The sequence below is a fragment of the Pelodictyon phaeoclathratiforme BU-1 genome (assembly GCF_000020645.1).
In the GTDB taxonomy this organism is placed as follows: Bacteria; Bacteroidota; Chlorobiia; order Chlorobiales; family Chlorobiaceae; genus Chlorobium; species Chlorobium phaeoclathratiforme.
In genome coordinates this window covers 2,215,322-2,232,623 of record NC_011060.1, presented here as the reverse complement: position 1 = coordinate 2,232,623, position 17,302 = coordinate 2,215,322, and the positions used below count along the sequence as shown (strand labels likewise).

The following is a 17,302-nucleotide window of genomic DNA, read 5'->3' as shown; positions in this document are numbered from 1 at the left end:
GAATTGAAGCGGGGTTATAATGCCATCTCCTTCGAAGCCAGCTCAAGTTTTTTCAGCAGCTCGGTGTACCGGTGGAGCAGTCCTGCCGGTGATGTATCGCTGCCGGAAGGGTGGTGCAGCACCAGCTTCATCTTTTTATCCATCTTGAATCCCGGTTTATACTCCTCCATCCAGGGTTCCTGCACTGATACAAAGAGGTATTGGAGGAAGGCCTTGTTGGCAAGATGGTCGTTATCCTGATCGGGCAGAAAGAGGATGGCGCTTTGTGGCTGGAGGTCAATTTTTTCCAGTCCGAGCGCCGATCCCGTGATTTTGAGTTTTGTCAGCAGCAGCAGGTTTCCGACCTCTTCGGGGAGGGGGCCGAAGCGATCCTTGAGCTCTGCCTCGAGGGTATCGACCTTATGCTCTGTTGAGGCTTTCGCAATTTTGTCATAAAAGGCGAAGCGCTCAGGGGTTGCGGTGAGATAGTATTCCGGAATGAGGGCATCAAAAAAGAAGAGCAGGTCACACGTTTTGGCGCTTCTTGCGGCCTTGGCGCCTTCGGCGGAAAACATGTGGCTGAACTCGGTCGATTTGAGTTCGGCAACGGTCTCTTCAAGCATTTTCTGGTAGAGATCGAAGCCGAGTTCATGGATGTATCCCGACTGCTCCGCTCCGAGCAGGTTGCCTGCTCCCCGGATATCAAGGTCGCGCAGGGCGATGTTGAAACCAGATCCCAGTTCAGTAAAGCTCTCAATAACGGCAAGACGCTGAACGGCCTCTTTTTTCAGGGTATTCAGCGGTGGTGCGATAAGGTAGCAGTAAGCCTTTCGTTCACTTCTTCCAACTCTTCCGCGCAACTGGTAGAGATCAGAGAGTCCAAACATGTCGGCGCGGTTGATGATTATGGTATTGGCATTGGAGATGTCGAGCCCGGAGCCAATGATGGTGGTAGAGATGAGCACGTCTACCTCTTTTTGCATGAAATCCATCATGATCTTTTCAAGCTCTCTCGGGGGCAGTTGGCCATGAGCGAAAACAATCCGGGCCGAGGGAACAAGCTCGCGGAGTGTCTGGAGAATATCGTCAAGCGATGCAATGCGGTTATGCAGAAAAAAGACCTGCCCCTCCCGCTTTATTTCCCGGCGGATAGCCGATTGAATGAGCGCCGGATCATAGTCGGTAATAAGGGTTTCAACGGGCTGGCGGTTTTTTGGAGGGGTCGAGACAATGGAGAGATCCCTGGCGCCAAGCATGGAAAACTGCAGGGTTCGCGGAATGGGTGTGGCCGACATGGTCAGCGTATCGACTCCGGGGAACTGTTCACGCAGCTTCTCTTTTACCTCTACGCCAAAGTGCTGCTCTTCATCAATGACGAGGAGTCCGAGATCCTTGAAGAGCACATCCTTTGAGACCAGCCGGTGAGTGCCGATTACAATATCAATGGTTCCCTCTGCTATTCTTTTAATAACCTTCTGCTGCTCCTTGCGTGGCACAAAACGGCTGAGCACGGCTATTGAAATCGGGAAATTTTCAAATCTTCTGGTAAAGGATTCTGCGTGCTGGTGAGAAAGAATGGTTGTTGGGGTCAGTACGGCAACCTGTTTGCCCGATTCCACCGCCTTGAATGCGGCCCTCATGGCAATCTCGGTTTTTCCGAATCCGGCGTCACCGCAGATCAGACGATCCATCGGGTGGGGCTCCTGCATATCTTTTTTGACGTCATGAATCGCCTTGAGCTGATCGGGCGTTTCGTCAAAAATAAATGAGGCTTCGAACTCCCGCATGTAGATGGAGTCGGGAGCAAAACCAAATCCGATTTGCATTTTTCGCTGTGCATAAACCTTGATCAGATTGATGGCAATATCGCGGAGCTGCTTGCGAACTTTATCCTTTTTTGCCGCCCATTTTGAACTGCCAAGTTTTGAGAGGGCAGGAAGAGAGCTTTCGGATGCGGTATATTTCGAGAGCAGCCGGATATTCTGGATATTGACAAAAAGCTTGTCTCCTCCGGCATATTCAACAAGCACACACTCCTGTTCGGAATTCCCTGCCGTTATGGTTTCAAGGGAGCGGAAAATTCCGATACCGTAATCCTCATGGACAACATAATCGCCAACTTTAAGCTTCTGGAGATCTTTGAGTGAAATTCCCCGGATTTTCCGTTTCCGGTGTGCTTTATGGGCGTGCAGCTTGCCGAAGATATCGGATTCGGTATAGAGATCAAGATCGCCAAAAGTAAATCCGGTATGCAAATTGACCGGAATCCAGCTCGCTTCAAGTTGTCCGGTTTTTTTTGAACTTGAAATTTCCTCTGCAAGAAAATCTGTCAATTCAGCGATCTCGCGGCGTGAACTGGTTGCAAAAAGCGGCTTTTTGTGTTCTGCAGTTTCCTGCTGGAGTTGGGCGGCAAGCGAACGGAAATTGGCGTTCAGTTTTTTCTGGGGGCCGGAACAGAAATCTATTGCAGAAGGCGAGAGTTGGCTGATTCTGACAGTGCGGAAGCGTGAAAGCGCCATGGTGAGGCTCTCATGGTTATCCCGCAATGCAAACTCGGTTGAATCATCAATGATGATGAGGGTTGCCGGATCAAGATAGTCAAGAATGGTTGTTTCGCTCTCCGGGGCGCTGTTCAGGGCATCGGTAAAGCTGGCCGTGAGATCGGCTGCCAGCAAAGTTTTTCCTGAGAGCTGACTGTTGATATCGAATACTCGCAGTGAGGTGATGGTATCGCCGAAAAATTCTATGCGCAGGGGTTCACCTGCTCCAAAAGGGAAGACATCGATGATTGAGCCCCGCACCGAAAACTCGCCTTCATCTTCAACAAACTCTCTTTGTTCAAAGCTGTTGGCCGTCAAAAAGCGTTTCAGGGGTTCATATCCCGCATCGAACTCTGTTTTCAGACGGAAAATCCGGTTTTCTGCTTCGCCTGGCTGGCAGAGTGTGACGTCAAGATCATCGAAAAAAGAGAGGATAAGCGATTTTTTTCCGGTAGATAGCGCTCCGATAGAGAGAGAGAGTTCATCCGATGTATTGCAGATGCACTCTTTAGGAAGAAGCGCCGCAAAATCATTTTCATAGCGCTCGAAGCTGTTCTGGCCGCAAAGCAGCATGAGAGGGGAGGGGAGGTCAGTAAACAGGGTTGCAGCCATGATTGAAGAGAGTGAGCCCTGCAGGCCGGCCACATCAGCCGGGTCATAACAGCCTGTTTTATCAGGCAGAGCGCTACGCAGCGCCTCTTTCAGCAGAATGAACGGTTTCGATTGCCTGATGGTATCGATGAGGAACCCGGGATTTTTTTTTGTGACGGCAGCGCTTTGTGGCTCTATTCCTGATAACGTTTTCATATGTAGCGGACAAACCATATTTTCATGCTTGACTCCGGCAAAGGGAATCTTTAAACCAGCGAGTGCGGGAATGATTGTTATATATGGAAAAAATTCTTGAACTGAAAAATCTCAAGACCTACTACTCAACCGATAATGGCATTGCAAAAGCTGTTGATGGTGTGAGTTTTTCTCTTGGGAGGAACCGTACGCTGGGAATTGTCGGGGAATCCGGTTGCGGAAAGTCGGTGACAGCACTCTCTCTGATGCGTCTTGTGCCCATGCCGCCAGGATATTTTGCTGGAGGAGAGATTTTCTGGAAGGGAAGAGATCTTCTGAAGCTGTCGGAAGAGGAGATGCGCCACCTGAGAGGCAATGAGATTGCCATGATCTTCCAGGAACCGATGAGTTCGCTCAATCCAGTCTTTACCTGCGGCAGCCAGATAATGGAGCAGATTCTTATTCATCGTGACCTCAATCATGCAGAGGCAAAAAAACGCTCCGTCGAGCTGCTCCACCTGGTCGGAATTCCGAACCCTGCGGAGCGCTTTTCATCTTATCCGCACGAACTTTCAGGTGGTATGCGTCAGCGGGTGATGATTGCCATGGCGCTCTCCTGCAATCCCGAGCTGCTCATTGCTGATGAACCGACTACGGCGCTTGATGTCACCGTTCAGGCACAGATTCTTGACCTTATCGGTAAACTGCAGTCCGATAACGCGATGAGCGTGATGCTCATTACCCACGACTTCGGGGTTGTGGCAGAGTTATGTGAAGAGGTGCTTGTCATGTATGCATCAAGAGTGGTTGAGACCGGTTCGGTTCAGCAGCTCTTTAATAATCCACTCCACCCCTATACCAGAGGGTTGCTGCACTCTATTCCTCGTCTCGGCTCTTCAAAAGAGCGCCTTCATGTCATTGAAGGCAATGTGCCGAGCGCAGTAAACCTGCCTGAAGGGTGCCGGTTCGCTGGAAGATGCCCTGAGGCTGATGCTCATTGTCGTCAGGAACAGCCTGAGCTGGTTGTTTATGAAGCAGGCCACGAGGCAGCTTGCTGGAAAGTTGGGAGTCACAGAGGCTTCCTTTGATTTAAAAAGGCTTGATCGGTAATTCATTACAATGGATCTTCCAAAATACGACGAGGCAGATTTAGAACGGCACTCAACTGAGCAGACCCTTCGCTTTCTGTTTAATGCAATTCCTGAATCCATGTTCATCATGGATTGTCAGGGCATAGTGCTTGAGGCCAATGAATCTTTCGCGGCACGCTTTGGTAAAAGCCTTTCAGAGTGTCCCGGAATAAACGTTTACGATCTGCTCTCTCCTGATGTAGCGCTTCATCGAAGGAAAAAGGTTGAGGAGGTATTGCGTACTGGCAAACGCCTCTCTTTCGAGGGAGAGTTGGAGGGGGATCGTCTGCTTCAGGGCAGAAAGATGCACCATATCTGTCCTCTTTTTGGCTCAGTCGGAGAGGTCGATCGGCTGGTTGTCTATTCACAGGATATTACGGAACTCAAGCGTACGGAAGAGAGTCTGATAGCAGCGCAAACTGTTCTGGACAAAGATCTTGAAGCGATGTCAAAACTTCATGAAATTTCCACACTTTTTGTTCGCAAGGGTAATGTAGAGGGGATTTTTGATAAAGTCATTGATGCGGCATGTGCCATTACAGGCTCAGACATGGGTTCTGTGCGTCTTGTCGATGCAAAATCAGGCCACCTGAAAATCGCTGCCCAGAAAGGTTTTACCGATCCCTTTCAGGAATGCTGCCATGATTCTGCAGTCGGGCCCTGTGTATGCGACAGGGTCATGCGAAGAAAAGAGCAGATTATGGTGGCGGATATAACGCAAAGTACGCTCATCTGGGGCAAAAAAGAGGTTGAAGCGCATCTTGCTGACGGAGTACGGTCACTGCAATTAACGCCAATGGTCAACCGTAGTGGAAAGTTGCTTGGCATACTCTCCACCTATTTTCCTGTCGTCTATCACCCTGAAGAGAGGGTTCTGAAACTGCTGCATCTGCTTGCCAGTCAGACCGCAGACATTATCGAAAGGGCAGAAAAAGAGGAGGCATTACAACAAAGCAATGAGCGTTATCGCTCCCTTTTCAGTAACACACTGAATGCTATTGCCTATTGCCGGATGATTTATGAGGAGGAGCGTCCAGTCGATTTTATCTATGAACAGGTTAATGTGCGCTTCGAAAAAGTGACCGGTCTGAAAAATGTTGAGGGCAAGAAGATTTCAGAGGTGATTCCCGGTATTCATGACATCAATCCCGAGCTTTTGAAGATCTTCGGGCGGGTAGCAAAAACCGGTATAACAGAACGGCTTGAATTTTATCTGGAATCCCTGAAAACGTGGCTTGATATTTCGGTATACAGTACAAAATCTGGTCACTTCGTTACCGTCTTTGATGTCATCACTGAACGCAAGCAGACGGAAAATGCCTTGCTTGAGAGTGAAAAAAAGTTTCGCTCCATTACAGAACAAATGGCAGAGGTGGTTTTTGTCACCGACAATTTTGGCCATCTAACCTACGCATCATCAGCAATTGAAAAAATCTTCGGCTATACCTCTCAAGAGGTTATTGGTCATTTATTTACTGAATATCTTGTAGAAAACGAGATTTCTCGAGCGCTTGCCATTTTCAATGAGGCCTTGTTGAATCAGTTGACGCTCCAGATTCTTGAATTCAAATACCAGAAAAAAAACGGAGCAGTCTTTTGTGGGGAAGTACATCTGCACTATTACTATGACAACGGCTCTTTTGGTATTATTGGCCTGATCCATGATATCACGGAGCGAAAGCGTAATGAAGCGGTTATTGCATTTCGCCTGCACCTGCTTTTGCTCGCTGACTCCTATTCCATTGAAGAGGTGCTTCGCGAAACACTTGACGAAGCGGAGAGGCTGACAGGAAGTACCATTGGCTTTATTCATTTCATCGAACCAGACCAGATCAGCATTTCATTGCAGGCATGGTCAACCAATACCGAAAAGAATTTGTGCCTGGTAGAAGATGGTTTTCGCCGCCATTATCCACTGAAGGATGCCGGGGTCTGGGCTGACGCCATTCGTGAACGTCGGGCGATGATCCATAACAATTACGACGCCCTCTCAAACCGGAAAGGGATGCCGCAAGGTCATATTGCCGTTGAGCGTGAGCTGGTTGTTCCTATCATGCGTGGTGAGAAAATCACCGCCATTATTGGTATTGGCAATAAAGTGGTCGATTACGATCAGGAAGATGTGAAGCTTTTGTCCTCCATGGCTGGTATTGCCTGGGACATTATTGCCCGAAAGAAGGCCGAGTTGTCGGAAAGCAGAATTCAGAACGAGCTGGTCAAGGCGCAGAAAATGGAGCTTGTTGGCAGGCTGGCTGGTGGTATCGCTCATGATTTCAACAATATGCTTTGTGTGATTCTTGGTCATGCAGAAATGGCCCTGCTCGATAATCAGCTCAATGAATCACTCAGGGAAAGTCTTCAGGAAATTTTCAACGCAGCAGAAAAATCTGCCGACCTTACCCATCAATTACTTGCGTTTGCCCGAAAACAACCCCTGATTCCGAAGGTTCTTGACCTTAATGTTGTTATTGAGGGTATGCTCAACATGCTCAGACGGCTCATTGGTGAAGATATTACTCTGGTTTGGAGTCCAGAAAAACTCCTCTATCCTGTAAACATGGACTCCTCCCACATTGACCAGATTCTCATCAATCTTTGCGTTAACGCCCGTGATGCCATAACGGAAATCGGAAAAATCGTTATTGAGACCAAAAATGTTATGCTTCATGAACCCTATGCTGTCGATGGGGAAGTTGGTTCTTCAGGTGCATATGTTCTTCTCTCAGTGAGTGATAATGGCAGGGGTATAGAAGAAAAAGATGCTGGATATATTTTCGAGCCATTTTTTACGACAAAAGAGTCCGGGAAAGGTACTGGTTTAGGGTTGTCGACGGTTTATGGTCTTGTGAAACAGAATAATGGCTTCATCAGGTTCTCCAGTGAACCGGGTAAAGGAACGGAATTCAGTGTCTATTTCCCGGGATATACCGGTGAGGCTTTTTCGTCCAAGAGAGAATTGCCAGCAGAAAAGGTCAAGCCTGGTGAGGAAACCATACTCATCGTTGACGACGAAAATGAGATTTTGAAATTGAGTAAAATGATTTTGCAAAATCAGGGCTACCACGTCCTGACTGCAGGCACTCCTGCGCAAGCCATCCAGATTGCCCAAGGGTACAAGGGAGAGATTAATCTTCTGCTAACAGACATTATTATGCCTGAAATGAATGGTCGTGATCTTTCCGAAAAAATTTACTCGATTTTTCCCAACATCAAGGTGCTTTTTATGTCGGGATATACTGCCGATATTATCGCCAGTCAGGGAGGAGTTGACGAGGTTATGAATCTTATTCTGAAGCCATTTTCCATAAAAGGATTGACAAATAAAGTCTACGATACGCTGCATGTTTCGCATCCCAAAGTGTGAATCAAGAGCCTCGAGGAACGGAATCGTGCAGCGCCGCATCGGTGATAATCTGGCGGTGCAGGGGAATTCGTACTTCAGGAATAAGGTGGTGAGGATAGAAGCCAGCTTCAAACAGCTCATGGTTGATGGTTATGGCATCATCGTCAACAATGACCCGATAGGCGACAACAAGCAGCGAACCGTAGAGTTCAACCTCCCTCTGATAGATGCCTATCATACGATCAATTTTTCCCTTCAGAGAGGTTTCCTCCATCAACTCACGTAAACACGCCTCGTGCGGCTCTTCACCCGCTTCAAGAAATCCTCCTGGAAGAGCCCACTCATTGAGCGCAGGTTCATGAGCCCTGCGGATGACAAGGAGTTCGTTGTTGCTATTGATAGTATAGGCGACAGCTACAGGAAGAGGGTTAATATAGTGCACCCAGGAGCAGGATGGGCAAAACATCCTGTCACGGCCATCAATCATGGCCCGTTCAAGGGTTGTTGCGCAAATAGGACAGAATGAATATGACTTCATGGTTCAGGAAAGAAACTTTTTGCTGTAACGATTGATTGACACAAGAGAACAACTCTATCAACAGAATAAGCTTCATTCATGCCAATGTCAATACTTCAGGAGGGTATTCCTGCCCCGGCCATAGCGGCAAAAGATCAGGATGGAAAGTTGGTGACGCTCGAAGAGTACCGTGGCCGTAAGGTTGTGCTCTATTTTTATCCGAAAGATGACACACCCGGATGTACCAAAGAGGCTTGTGCTTTTCGTGATAATTTCCCTAAATTTAACAGCGCGGGGGTGGAAGTACTCGGTGTCAGTATCGATGATGAGGGCAAGCATAAAAAGTTTTCGGAAAAGTATCAACTCCCTTTCCGGCTTGTTTCCGACCCTGACAAGAGGATTGTTGAAGCGTATGGTGTGTGGGGGCTGAAAAAATTCATGGGGCGCGAGTATATGGGTACCGCGAGGGTGACCTATCTTATCAATGAGGAAGGAATCATCGAACATGTGTGGCCGAAAGTTACACCGGCTCAACATGCCGAAGAGTTGCTCAACTATTTGCAGCAAAAAACCTGAGAGAGAAACATGGTAAACGAATTTGACAAGCTTAAAGCCGGAAAACTACTGCTTGCTTCGGCCAATATGCTTGAATCGAGTTTCAAGCGGACTGTTCTGGTTGTGTGTGAGCATAATGAACGCGGTTCGTTGGCATTTATATTGAATCGTCCAATGGAATTCAAGGTTTGTGAGGCAGTTTCCGGCTTTGAAGAGGTAGAAGAACGGTTACATATGGGCGGGCCTGTTGAGGTGGATACCGTTCATTTTCTTCATTCAAGAGGCGATCTCATTGACGGTTCACTTGAGATACTTCCCGGAATCTTTTGGGGAGGTGACAAAAATGAACTGAGTTATCTTCTCAATACCGGAGTGATGATGCCCTCCGAGATCCGCTTTTTTCTTGGCTATGCAGGTTGGAGTGCAGGTCAGCTTGAGGCAGAGTTTGAAGAGGGGGCCTGGTACACCGCCGAAGCTTCGAAGGATATTATCTTCAGTGATGCCTATGAAAGGATGTGGGGTCGCACCGTGCGTTCGAAGGGAGGAGAGTACCAGATTGTCGCAAACTCTCCCGAACTGCCCGGGTTGAACTGAGCAAACGGAACCCCTCTTTTCCCTGACAGAAATTAATGGAGGGGAATAGTTGTTGTTCTATTGCCTGGAAAAGCATATATAGTACTCCGTTTATTCGGAACCGTTCTTTGATACACTGGGGATGACAGGCTTTCGACAGGGCAGGTGTAAGATGGAGTTGCACTCCGAGTTTCAGCATGGATGGACTCGTTAAAGAAGTCTATGCAAACATTACATGCAGACGATTATTCGTATGCAATGGCTGCCTGATTAGCACAAGTTAATTAATCAGCCATCGTCCGATGGGGGAGGCGCTTACTCTGAAGCCACCGGATGGCATAACCCGCGCTTGAGCTTCGGTTCGCGCAAGTAAGCTCCGACTGCTTTTGCCCGGAAAGGCAGGCGGGTGAAACAAAGAGGGATAGTGAACCGAACTTTACAGGTGTAGCACCGGTTCATGAAACACTGAACACCTGAGATGAGTGTGGCAGCTTTATTGAGCAATGTTTTGGACGCGGGTTCGACTCCCGCCATCTCCACAATTGGCCCGTATCGACATTTTCGGTACGGGCTTTTTTGTTTCCTGCTTCTCAGGCAGTCCACAGGGATATACCCAAATCCCTTTTTGCAGATGCCGCAAATTCTGTATATCGTAGAAATTCAGAGGCTTAAAGCTGAAATGAATATCGTGCCTGATTATTTCTTAAGCGGGTTGTCGATACAAAACAGGTTTACGCTGTTTCCCGATGAGGGATTTCCTGATAAGAAAATTCCCATAAACCAGCATTTTCTTTGGCATGCTCAATAGTCATACTGACAAGATTTCCCTTCTCATCAACATCAATCAAGATGTTTTCACTAATCTCGCGAGTTTCAAACACCGGTTTATCAAGTAATTCAACATAAGCGGTATCAGTATCTTCAAAATATTTCACTTTCATGGTTTAGCTCTCCTTGTATGATCGATCGAAAAAAGCATTATGAACGGTTTCGCCATCTTTTGCCGGTACTCCGGCAGGGCGCATTGCAGGTTCTGAAGCCGTAGCGGGCCACAGCAAAGAGTTAGAGCTCAGCTTTTACACTTTTTTCATACAAAAACTCTGGATCGATATCTAACTGGTTTGACCATTCTATCGTGTCGAACTTGACCTTTACCGTATGAAATACCGAGGGGTTTCGCAGTTCTGCAAATTTACCGGTATTGAGGTAGGGAGCTACATCAAAAATTCTTTTTTCACGGGGTTTCGAACACAGGCAATAACTTGTAATCGTTTAATGGTTTAACACTTACCACTGAAGGGTACATGACGAACTCCTTATTGTAATGGATTGATGGGAAACGGAAGTTCCCCATTCGAAGCCAGTTCCCAATCTGCCAAAAGTTCTTCTTTATGAATTTCGGCCATGCCAAAGCAAGCTTCATTTGCTTCGATGGGAGCCTTCCCTCTGACAATTCACAATTATTTATGTCAATAATCGCCTTGAATTCCTGATAGTAAGCACGGATATGGGGGGATTATGTTCACCGGGTGAGCAATACATCCGGATTATAATTCCATAGAACATGGCTATCGTCGGCATAACACCTGTTGTTGATTATCGGTTCTTTGCTCATGGAAATTGTTGTATCGGAAATGTACGTTTTCTTGTGATTGTTTTCGTATGAACTTCTGTTGCAGTGCAGGCAAGCTTCTGTTGGCCTGCGCACCAGGGATGCGGCGCAAATGGAACGAAGCGGAGATTATCTGGTGGATCACCGAGGTGCCTTGTGGCGGGTCATTATCGGGAGGTGGATTGCAAGCTTGCGGGGATTGGGAAGGTGCTGTTGAATTGGCTGAAGCGGGGTGAGCGGGAACGGTCAGGGATATACCATGAGCTGTACCTGGCGGTTGAGCAGGCTGAGGCTAAGGCGGAGGTGTTTCACCTGAAGAATATTGAGACGGCTTCGGCGAAGAGCTGGTTTGCGTCGGCGTGGTTTCTGGAGCGGAAGCATCCTGAGCGGTGGGCTAAATGGGAGGCTCCTCCGGCGGATGACGGGCCGAGGAATGAGGTGGTGGTTATTGGGTAATAGAATGGTTAAACAGGTAAACCAAAGCTATAATCAGCATCTTTCCCAATACTGCACATCAAGAGCTAATCGTGCGGGAAGACCTGATATGAGCGCATTCAAACGTTCTATGTCGCTTTCGCCATACCAACTTACCGAATGTTTACTACCGTCAAGAAATGCGTCGACACCGCTCATATCAGAGTATTTCAGCGGCGCAGGGTATCGCCCGTGCCAAATAGCACTGCGTGTAAGACGTCGAAAAAGATCTTCCTCTCCAGCCTCAAGTTTCAGATTGATGCGATTAGCAAGCTTGACAAGATCGTGACATTTGAGATCTTCTGGGAATTTCTTTTTTTCCTTATACTGACTCCCATTCTTGGCGACCAGTGACGCCTTTAAAAGGTTTTCCAAAGCATATGAAAGTAGCATGAAATAGACCCCCTGATAGTGGTCAGCCTGAAGTTTTACACTTTCATTACTTGACACTGCTCGCCAGTTTTCCCATATACGAACTACTTCGGGTTCAAGTTTTTTTGCACACTCGTACAGGTCACGTGCCTTCGATATCCATTTCACGTCCCAGAATGCTGCTGACTCATAATTTGAGACGTGAACATCATCCCAGTTAACTTTTCGGTTTTGCATGGGAATTTCCAGAACAATTTGTGTTAAACGACGATGACAAGTATTTCCTGTTGCTATTAAGAAAATATAAAAAAATGAAAGCGAAGCGAATGACCGTTACAGGGAACGGATGCGGTTTGCTTTGCCTGAAACTCTTTTTTCCAAGGATAGAATAGTTCAGCATGGATTCCAAGAACCCCAGCTATTTCGATAACCATTTTGTTGCTTCGTAGCGACAGTTCTACTTCATCAATTTGAACTGCTTGCTGAACTTGCGACGGGTTTGATTTTCTCCCATTTCTTCATACCTCCTTTTCCAGTAAGGTCTGACTTTTACCCTATCCATGAAAATGTAGCAAGTTGATGCGGCTTTTTTAAGCACAGGAACTGTTTCCAGTTCAATCGCAAGGGGTAATGTGGGTATGCTATAGGACATGGCTGGTTACCGGTGTAAAAAATTGGTTGCTTTTTATCTGTGAGATTGTTGACATGGAAAGAAAGGGTTGTTTTTTTTACATGTCGTGGTTGCTATGTAAAGAAAAGGGTTGTTTGCTTTACCTATTGTTTTCCATTGCACTCTTGGACAAGTTAGTCGATAAGCAGGAATATCTACGCAATAATATACACAAGTGCTTTGATTTAAAGCGGTTCGACAGCCTCATTTTATTCATCAGGCACGTCTCACCTTTGGGGAGGGGGAATGGCGCGGAGCGGAGGTGACGGGCGCAAGCTTGTATTTTGTTGGCGCTCTTGGAACCAAGGGCGCCGGGGGTCGTGGTTATCGGGGTGAGCTGCTCCAGGTAGAAGGCGGTAGTCCGCTTTCGATCCTGCTTTTGGGAGGGTGCAGGGATGAATGGGGCTGGCCGGGCTGCGCAAACGGAGCGAAGCGGAGTACGGCGCTTGGGAGATTATGTTTTTGGGTTGTGTGTGCATTCTGTCGGTGGTGAACAAAATGGTAAGGGCTTCTGCTGCTTTATAATTTTATGAATTTGTGAGTGCCCTCATAGATTTCCTGCTGATAGATTCGATAGAGCTAAATTAATTTTTTCAAGGTTGTTGGAAGGGTTTTCACCAGTTCCGTAATTCCATAGCTTCTGAGGACGAGCAGAGCATTGGGTAGCGAAATGTCTCCCGCCTCGACGCAGGCATCGTTGTTTGCAAAGATTACGACGGCCGTTTGGTTTTCATGCTTGGAACTTGGGTACATTATTCCATCCAGTCGCTCCCCGGTTGCTGTACGAAAAATATGACGGAAATATTCTGTTACAACTTGAGTGGGAACATATTCTACATGAGCTTTTTCGTCTTTTGAAATAGGTTTGGTAAAATCTCGAAGAAAATCATGCAAGAACATAATTCCTGGTCGAATGTTATGTTTTGCCAAATCAAATATACTGGGCACATCAGGTATCTTTGAAAGATCCAGTACTCGCAATGGTCGCACAGGGAAAAAAATACCGTAAGCGGCTTTTTTCCTGTTCCCTTTGCATGGGTCAAATATCTCAAGAATAGCGGTATTCATATCCAATGCGCCATAAAACATTGATATCCCTGCCGGGCTCATCCTGTTTGAATATAATGCCTGATCAAGTGGAGGGGAGCCGAGTCGTTTGGCTGACGTAAGAGATTCACTTTGATCTACGATGTGTACACGATATAAACTGGTCTCTGGTTCAATTTTGCCAATTAGGCCAATTTCCTCAGCCAGGTTTGCAAGTGCGTCAAGAATTTTGACTGGATGGATTTCATCAGGCCTTGAATCATCGTAGCTCTCAGGTGTTGCATTCAAAAAAACGTATCTGGCTTCATGCATAACGAACGTTGAGAACTCTTTCCATCCATACAAAAGGGTCTGATCTCTACGGAGTAAATACGGACTGCGTTCGCACCACTCATCATCATCTACGGTGGTGTTTATTTTATTTTGCAAATCGTCGTTCAATGCATAGAAACCTACTCGTTCAAACAACTCTTGCGTGCCAATTACTTCTGCGAATTGCCATCCACCTTCTCTTGTTTCACAAGGCAGCCCTTCGTCCGCTGGGTGTCTCCATTCTGTCCTAATGCAATCCATTGCATGATTCAGCAACTCATCAAGCATACAGGTACCTTCGGCAACGGCTCCACAATATGTACAGGGGGACTTTCCACCTCGGCTTCTGATGAAATCCTGTAGCGATTCTTCTTCGAAACAATGAGGACATACAACAATTTCCTCATCAACATAATAGCCGCGCTCCATGGCTTCTTCCCACATTTTCTTTACTTGTCCCATTTCATCTTAACGGTTACATCATTTCTTTTACCGCCCCAACCTTGTATGGCTATGACAGGATTGCTCAGTCTCTTGAATACCAGCTTTACCTGATGCCGATATGCCCAGGCATCAACCGCTTTGCCTTTATATTTTAACCGTTATCAACCATGAATTTTTCCGGTGCTTATTTCAACATAGGCAATCAATTCGGCAGAATAGCTGCTGTCGCCGTTGGTGGTGCCTTTGTGTTTAAGCTCTCGTTGAAGGGTTGGTTCGACTATACGGGAGAAAATTTCAAAGCGTTGTTCAGGCAAAAGCCAAGGCCGGGCTGGAGTGGCCTGCAGGTAGTGTCCACCTTGACGTTCAATGGCGGGAACCCTTATGCCGTCCAGTGTAATGGCTATAGGTTGAATGACGATACGGCGGTCACCATTACCTGTGGTGGTTTCAACGATCCAGATCGAAAGGAGAGCCGGGGCGTCGAGATCAGCAGTAACTGCTATACCAATGGCTTCAGGTGGCAGGCTTCGCCATCTGGTTAGTTCTGATTGGATAATGGGGTGATCGAGTCCAAGGAGTTCGAGTTCGTCCTGAGCGGTGGCGGCATTACGGTTCAGGGTAAATCGAACCTGTCGGTTACCATCTTCCGCGATGAGGTCGTATGTCTGTTCATCGATTCTGACGAGTTTTTGCTGGCGTTCGAGAAGGGCGGCGGAGAGAAAGCGAACGATTCGGTCAAGACTTGAGGAGACATCGGAGAATGGTTTGTAGTCGTCAAGGCTGAATCCATCGAGATCCTGAAAGAGGTTGAAAACGACCTGCCGGGCTTCCCGGGAGTTCGACATGGCGGCTTCGAGTTCGATCTGTGTTCGTTTGAGTTCAGGGTCGGACAGCGCTTCCTGATAGAGGCGGTCGTAATTGAGGCGTTCGGAGAGTTGACCAAGAATTTGAGTCCGAAGGTCTTCGGCGACGTTACCCTGATCGTCAACTTTGCCGACTGTACGGGCTATCTCGGTGAGTTTTTCATCGAGCATGAGGAATATCCGGCCTTCGATGGTATCGGAAAGTACAAGGTTGTACACCTGGGCGGTGTAGTTCTGACCGTAACGATGGATGCGTCCGATGCGCTGTTCCACGTCCATAGGGTTCCAGGGCAGGTCGAAGTTGAAAAGAATACGGGAGAACTGGAGGTTGATGCCTTCTCTGCCTGCCGCAGTGCATACGAGGACACGGGGACCGTCCTTTTGACGGAAACGCCGTTCGGCGGCAACTTTGGCTCCGTGGTCTCCGCCACGCAGTATGACTACCCCTTGGCCGGGAAAGGTCTGGTTGATCTCACGGGCAATCAGGTCGACGGAACCGAGATAGGTGGCGAAAACGACGATCTTTTCGTCGGGGTTCTGCCGCCATAGTGTTCCAAGACCATCAAGGAGTTTTTGTGCCTTGGTTTCGCGCTGTTGCGGAAAAGCGCCGAGAAGCTCGACAATGCGCTGGCGTTCTTCCGGTAAATGCAGGTTTACGGCAGCGGCAGCGGCCTCTTCAGCATGCGTCGATGCATATTCGCTGCCATAGGGATCAGCGGCCATTTCGAGAGCGTCCTTGTCGAGCTTTTTGAGCAAGCGGTATTTGAGATCGGCAAGCACCCGGTCTACTTCACTGCGCCCCATGCTGTCATGCGACAGAGCGAATTCTTCATGGATGAGTTCCCGTGCTTCATTGATGAGTCGTTCTCTCCCCTCGATGTCGAGTTCCCGATCTCTAAGGTGGGCTTCGTGCAGTGTCAACATCAAGAGGCGCCGTTTGAGAGTACGGCGTACCGCAGCAAAGCTGGATGCAGCAATTTTCTGAAAGATCGCCATGAGAAATCCAAGTGCGCGACCCTGATTACCCTGGCGCCGGGCGAGGTTAAAACCGTCCTGAAGGTATTCGCGCAGCTTTTCATAGAAGCGGCGTTCGTCGAGATTCATCAGGAACGATTCGGTATGCACACAGCGACGAGCGAAGAGTGGTGAGCCATCCGGCTGGCAGGCATCGGCTTTAGAGCGGCGAAACATGACCGTGTTGAGGCGATGGCGATTGCCGAGCATATCTTCAGGGTTGGCGAAGAGTGTCGGATTCATCAGTTGTACCAGCATCCAGAACTGGAAGTGATTGCCCTGGTGCGGAGTGGCTGAGAGCAGCAAGAGATCCCGTGAGTGATCTTTGAGAGCTTCTGCGAGCTTATAGTTCTCGGTTTTTCTGACCTTTCCACCGTTGCGGGATGCCGACAGGTGATGCGCTTCGTCGAAAACGACAAGATCCCAACGTGGGGCGTCGAGAAGGCGCCGGATACGTGCCGGACGCTTGAGAGTGTCAACGCTGGCGATGAGTCGGTCATGTTTTGCAAAGGCGTTTGTTTTGCGATCGGTAATATCACCTTCGGAGCCGAATACTTCGAAACCAAGATTGAATACCTCGTTCAGTTCCCGGTGCCAGTTGTTGACCAGACCTGCAGGAACAACCATGAGCGCACGATCGAGTTCACCTCGGCTGGCCAGTTCGCGGAGAATGAGCGCTGTTTCGATGGTTTTTCCCAGTCCTACTTCATCGGCGATGAGGAAACGCCGTGGCGATGCGGTGGCGATGCGGTGTGTGAGTACAACCTGATGAGGCAACAGGTCAATTCGGGCGGAGGTGAGGGCCGAAGCACTTTCCATAATGGGCAAGGCATGTGCTTCATAGGAGAGCCATGCCTTACTGGCTCGATCAGCACCATTATCGACGGCACGGAGGATGCGCTCAAGACGCGAGAGTTCCTGACGTATTGAACCAACAGGAACACGGCGCTCACCGATACCGAAGAAGGCGCGCAGGTAACCGTCCCGAACCGGTTCAAGAATGACCCCCTGACCGAATTCACTATGGACTATCCGTTCACCGGGCAGAAATTGCAGCTCCGATTCCATAAT

General features: G+C 48.1%; 13 protein-coding genes, 1 other RNA gene and 1 pseudogene. 6 read left to right on the top strand and 9 right to left on the bottom strand.

All coding sequences use genetic code 11. The features are described from left to right. Positions 1–14: 14 nt before the first annotated feature. A complete protein-coding gene (gene mfd, locus PPHA_RS10645) occupies positions 15–3,326 on the bottom strand; it encodes a transcription-repair coupling factor (RefSeq protein ID WP_012508827.1) in 3,312 nt (1,103 codons plus the stop codon). Between the two features lie 83 nt (positions 3,327–3,409). Between mfd and PPHA_RS10640 the strand changes: the two genes are divergently transcribed. Both PPHA_RS10640 and PPHA_RS14715 read left to right on the top strand, forming a co-directional pair. Continuing rightward, positions 3,410–4,393: an ABC transporter ATP-binding protein gene (locus PPHA_RS10640; protein ID WP_012508826.1), complete on the top strand. Its 984-nt coding sequence runs from the start codon at positions 3,410–3,412 to the stop codon at positions 4,391–4,393. 31 nt (positions 4,394–4,424) lie between these two features. Further along, positions 4,425–7,799: a GAF domain-containing protein gene (locus tag PPHA_RS14715; protein WP_012508825.1), complete on the top strand. Its 3,375-nt coding sequence runs from the start codon at positions 4,425–4,427 to the stop codon at positions 7,797–7,799. Position 7,800: 1 nt separating this feature from the next. Here PPHA_RS14715 and PPHA_RS10630 read toward each other — a convergent pair whose 3' ends face one another. Then, positions 7,801–8,316 carry an NUDIX hydrolase gene (locus PPHA_RS10630; protein WP_012508824.1) on the bottom strand — a complete coding sequence of 172 codons (516 nt, stop codon included), beginning with the start codon at positions 8,314–8,316 and terminating at the stop codon, positions 7,801–7,803. Positions 8,317–8,400: 84 nt separating this feature from the next. On the opposite strand from PPHA_RS10630, the gene bcp reads away from it, so the two are divergent. From bcp to ssrA, 3 genes are all read left to right on the top strand, one after another. After that, positions 8,401–8,871: a thioredoxin-dependent thiol peroxidase gene (gene bcp, locus PPHA_RS10625; RefSeq protein ID WP_012508823.1), complete on the top strand. Its 471-nt coding sequence runs from the start codon at positions 8,401–8,403 to the stop codon at positions 8,869–8,871. A gap of 9 nt (positions 8,872–8,880) precedes the next feature. Beyond that, complete coding sequence (locus tag PPHA_RS10620) at positions 8,881–9,444, top strand: YqgE/AlgH family protein (protein WP_012508822.1); 564 nt, start codon at positions 8,881–8,883, stop codon at positions 9,442–9,444. 117 nt (positions 9,445–9,561) lie between these two features. Next, positions 9,562–9,965, top strand: a transfer-messenger RNA (tmRNA) gene (gene ssrA, locus PPHA_RS15220). Positions 9,966–10,154: 189 nt separating this feature from the next. Here the strand turns inward: ssrA and PPHA_RS10615 are convergent. From PPHA_RS10615 to PPHA_RS16830, 3 genes and pseudogenes are all read right to left on the bottom strand, one after another. Further along, positions 10,155–10,364, bottom strand: coding sequence for a DUF2283 domain-containing protein (locus PPHA_RS10615; RefSeq protein WP_012508821.1), 210 nt, complete (start codon positions 10,362–10,364; stop codon positions 10,155–10,157). Between the two features lie 121 nt (positions 10,365–10,485). Next, the gene (locus PPHA_RS16835) at positions 10,486–10,605 is read right to left on the bottom strand and encodes a hypothetical protein (protein WP_397234048.1); all 120 of its coding nucleotides are present in this window, start codon (positions 10,603–10,605) and stop codon (positions 10,486–10,488) included. Between the two features lie 134 nt (positions 10,606–10,739). Then, positions 10,740–11,004, bottom strand: a pseudogene (locus tag PPHA_RS16830) (DUF4160 domain-containing protein). Positions 11,005–11,191: 187 nt separating this feature from the next. On the opposite strand from PPHA_RS16830, the gene PPHA_RS10605 reads away from it, so the two are divergent. After that, positions 11,192–11,491, top strand: a complete 300-nt coding sequence (locus PPHA_RS10605) for a hypothetical protein (RefSeq protein ID WP_012508820.1) — start codon at positions 11,192–11,194, stop codon at positions 11,489–11,491. A gap of 33 nt (positions 11,492–11,524) precedes the next feature. Here the strand turns inward: PPHA_RS10605 and PPHA_RS10600 are convergent, their stop codons facing one another. From PPHA_RS10600 to PPHA_RS10580, 4 genes are all read right to left on the bottom strand, one after another. Beyond that, positions 11,525–12,118 carry a HEPN domain-containing protein gene (locus tag PPHA_RS10600; protein ID WP_012508819.1) on the bottom strand — a complete coding sequence of 198 codons (594 nt, stop codon included), beginning with the start codon at positions 12,116–12,118 and terminating at the stop codon, positions 11,525–11,527. A gap of 56 nt (positions 12,119–12,174) precedes the next feature. Then, a complete protein-coding gene (locus PPHA_RS16825) occupies positions 12,175–12,315 on the bottom strand; it encodes a helix-turn-helix domain-containing protein (protein WP_012508818.1) in 141 nt (46 codons plus the stop codon). Positions 12,316–13,130: 815 nt separating this feature from the next. Beyond that, entirely contained in the window at positions 13,131–14,372 is a 1,242-nt protein-coding gene (locus PPHA_RS14710) for a HEPN-associated N-terminal domain-containing protein (protein WP_012508817.1), read from the bottom strand. A 143-nt stretch (positions 14,373–14,515) separates the two neighbouring features. Then, positions 14,516–17,299, bottom strand: coding sequence for a DEAD/DEAH box helicase (locus PPHA_RS10580; protein WP_012508816.1), 2,784 nt, complete (start codon positions 17,297–17,299; stop codon positions 14,516–14,518). Between the last annotated feature and the right edge of the window lie 3 nt (positions 17,300–17,302).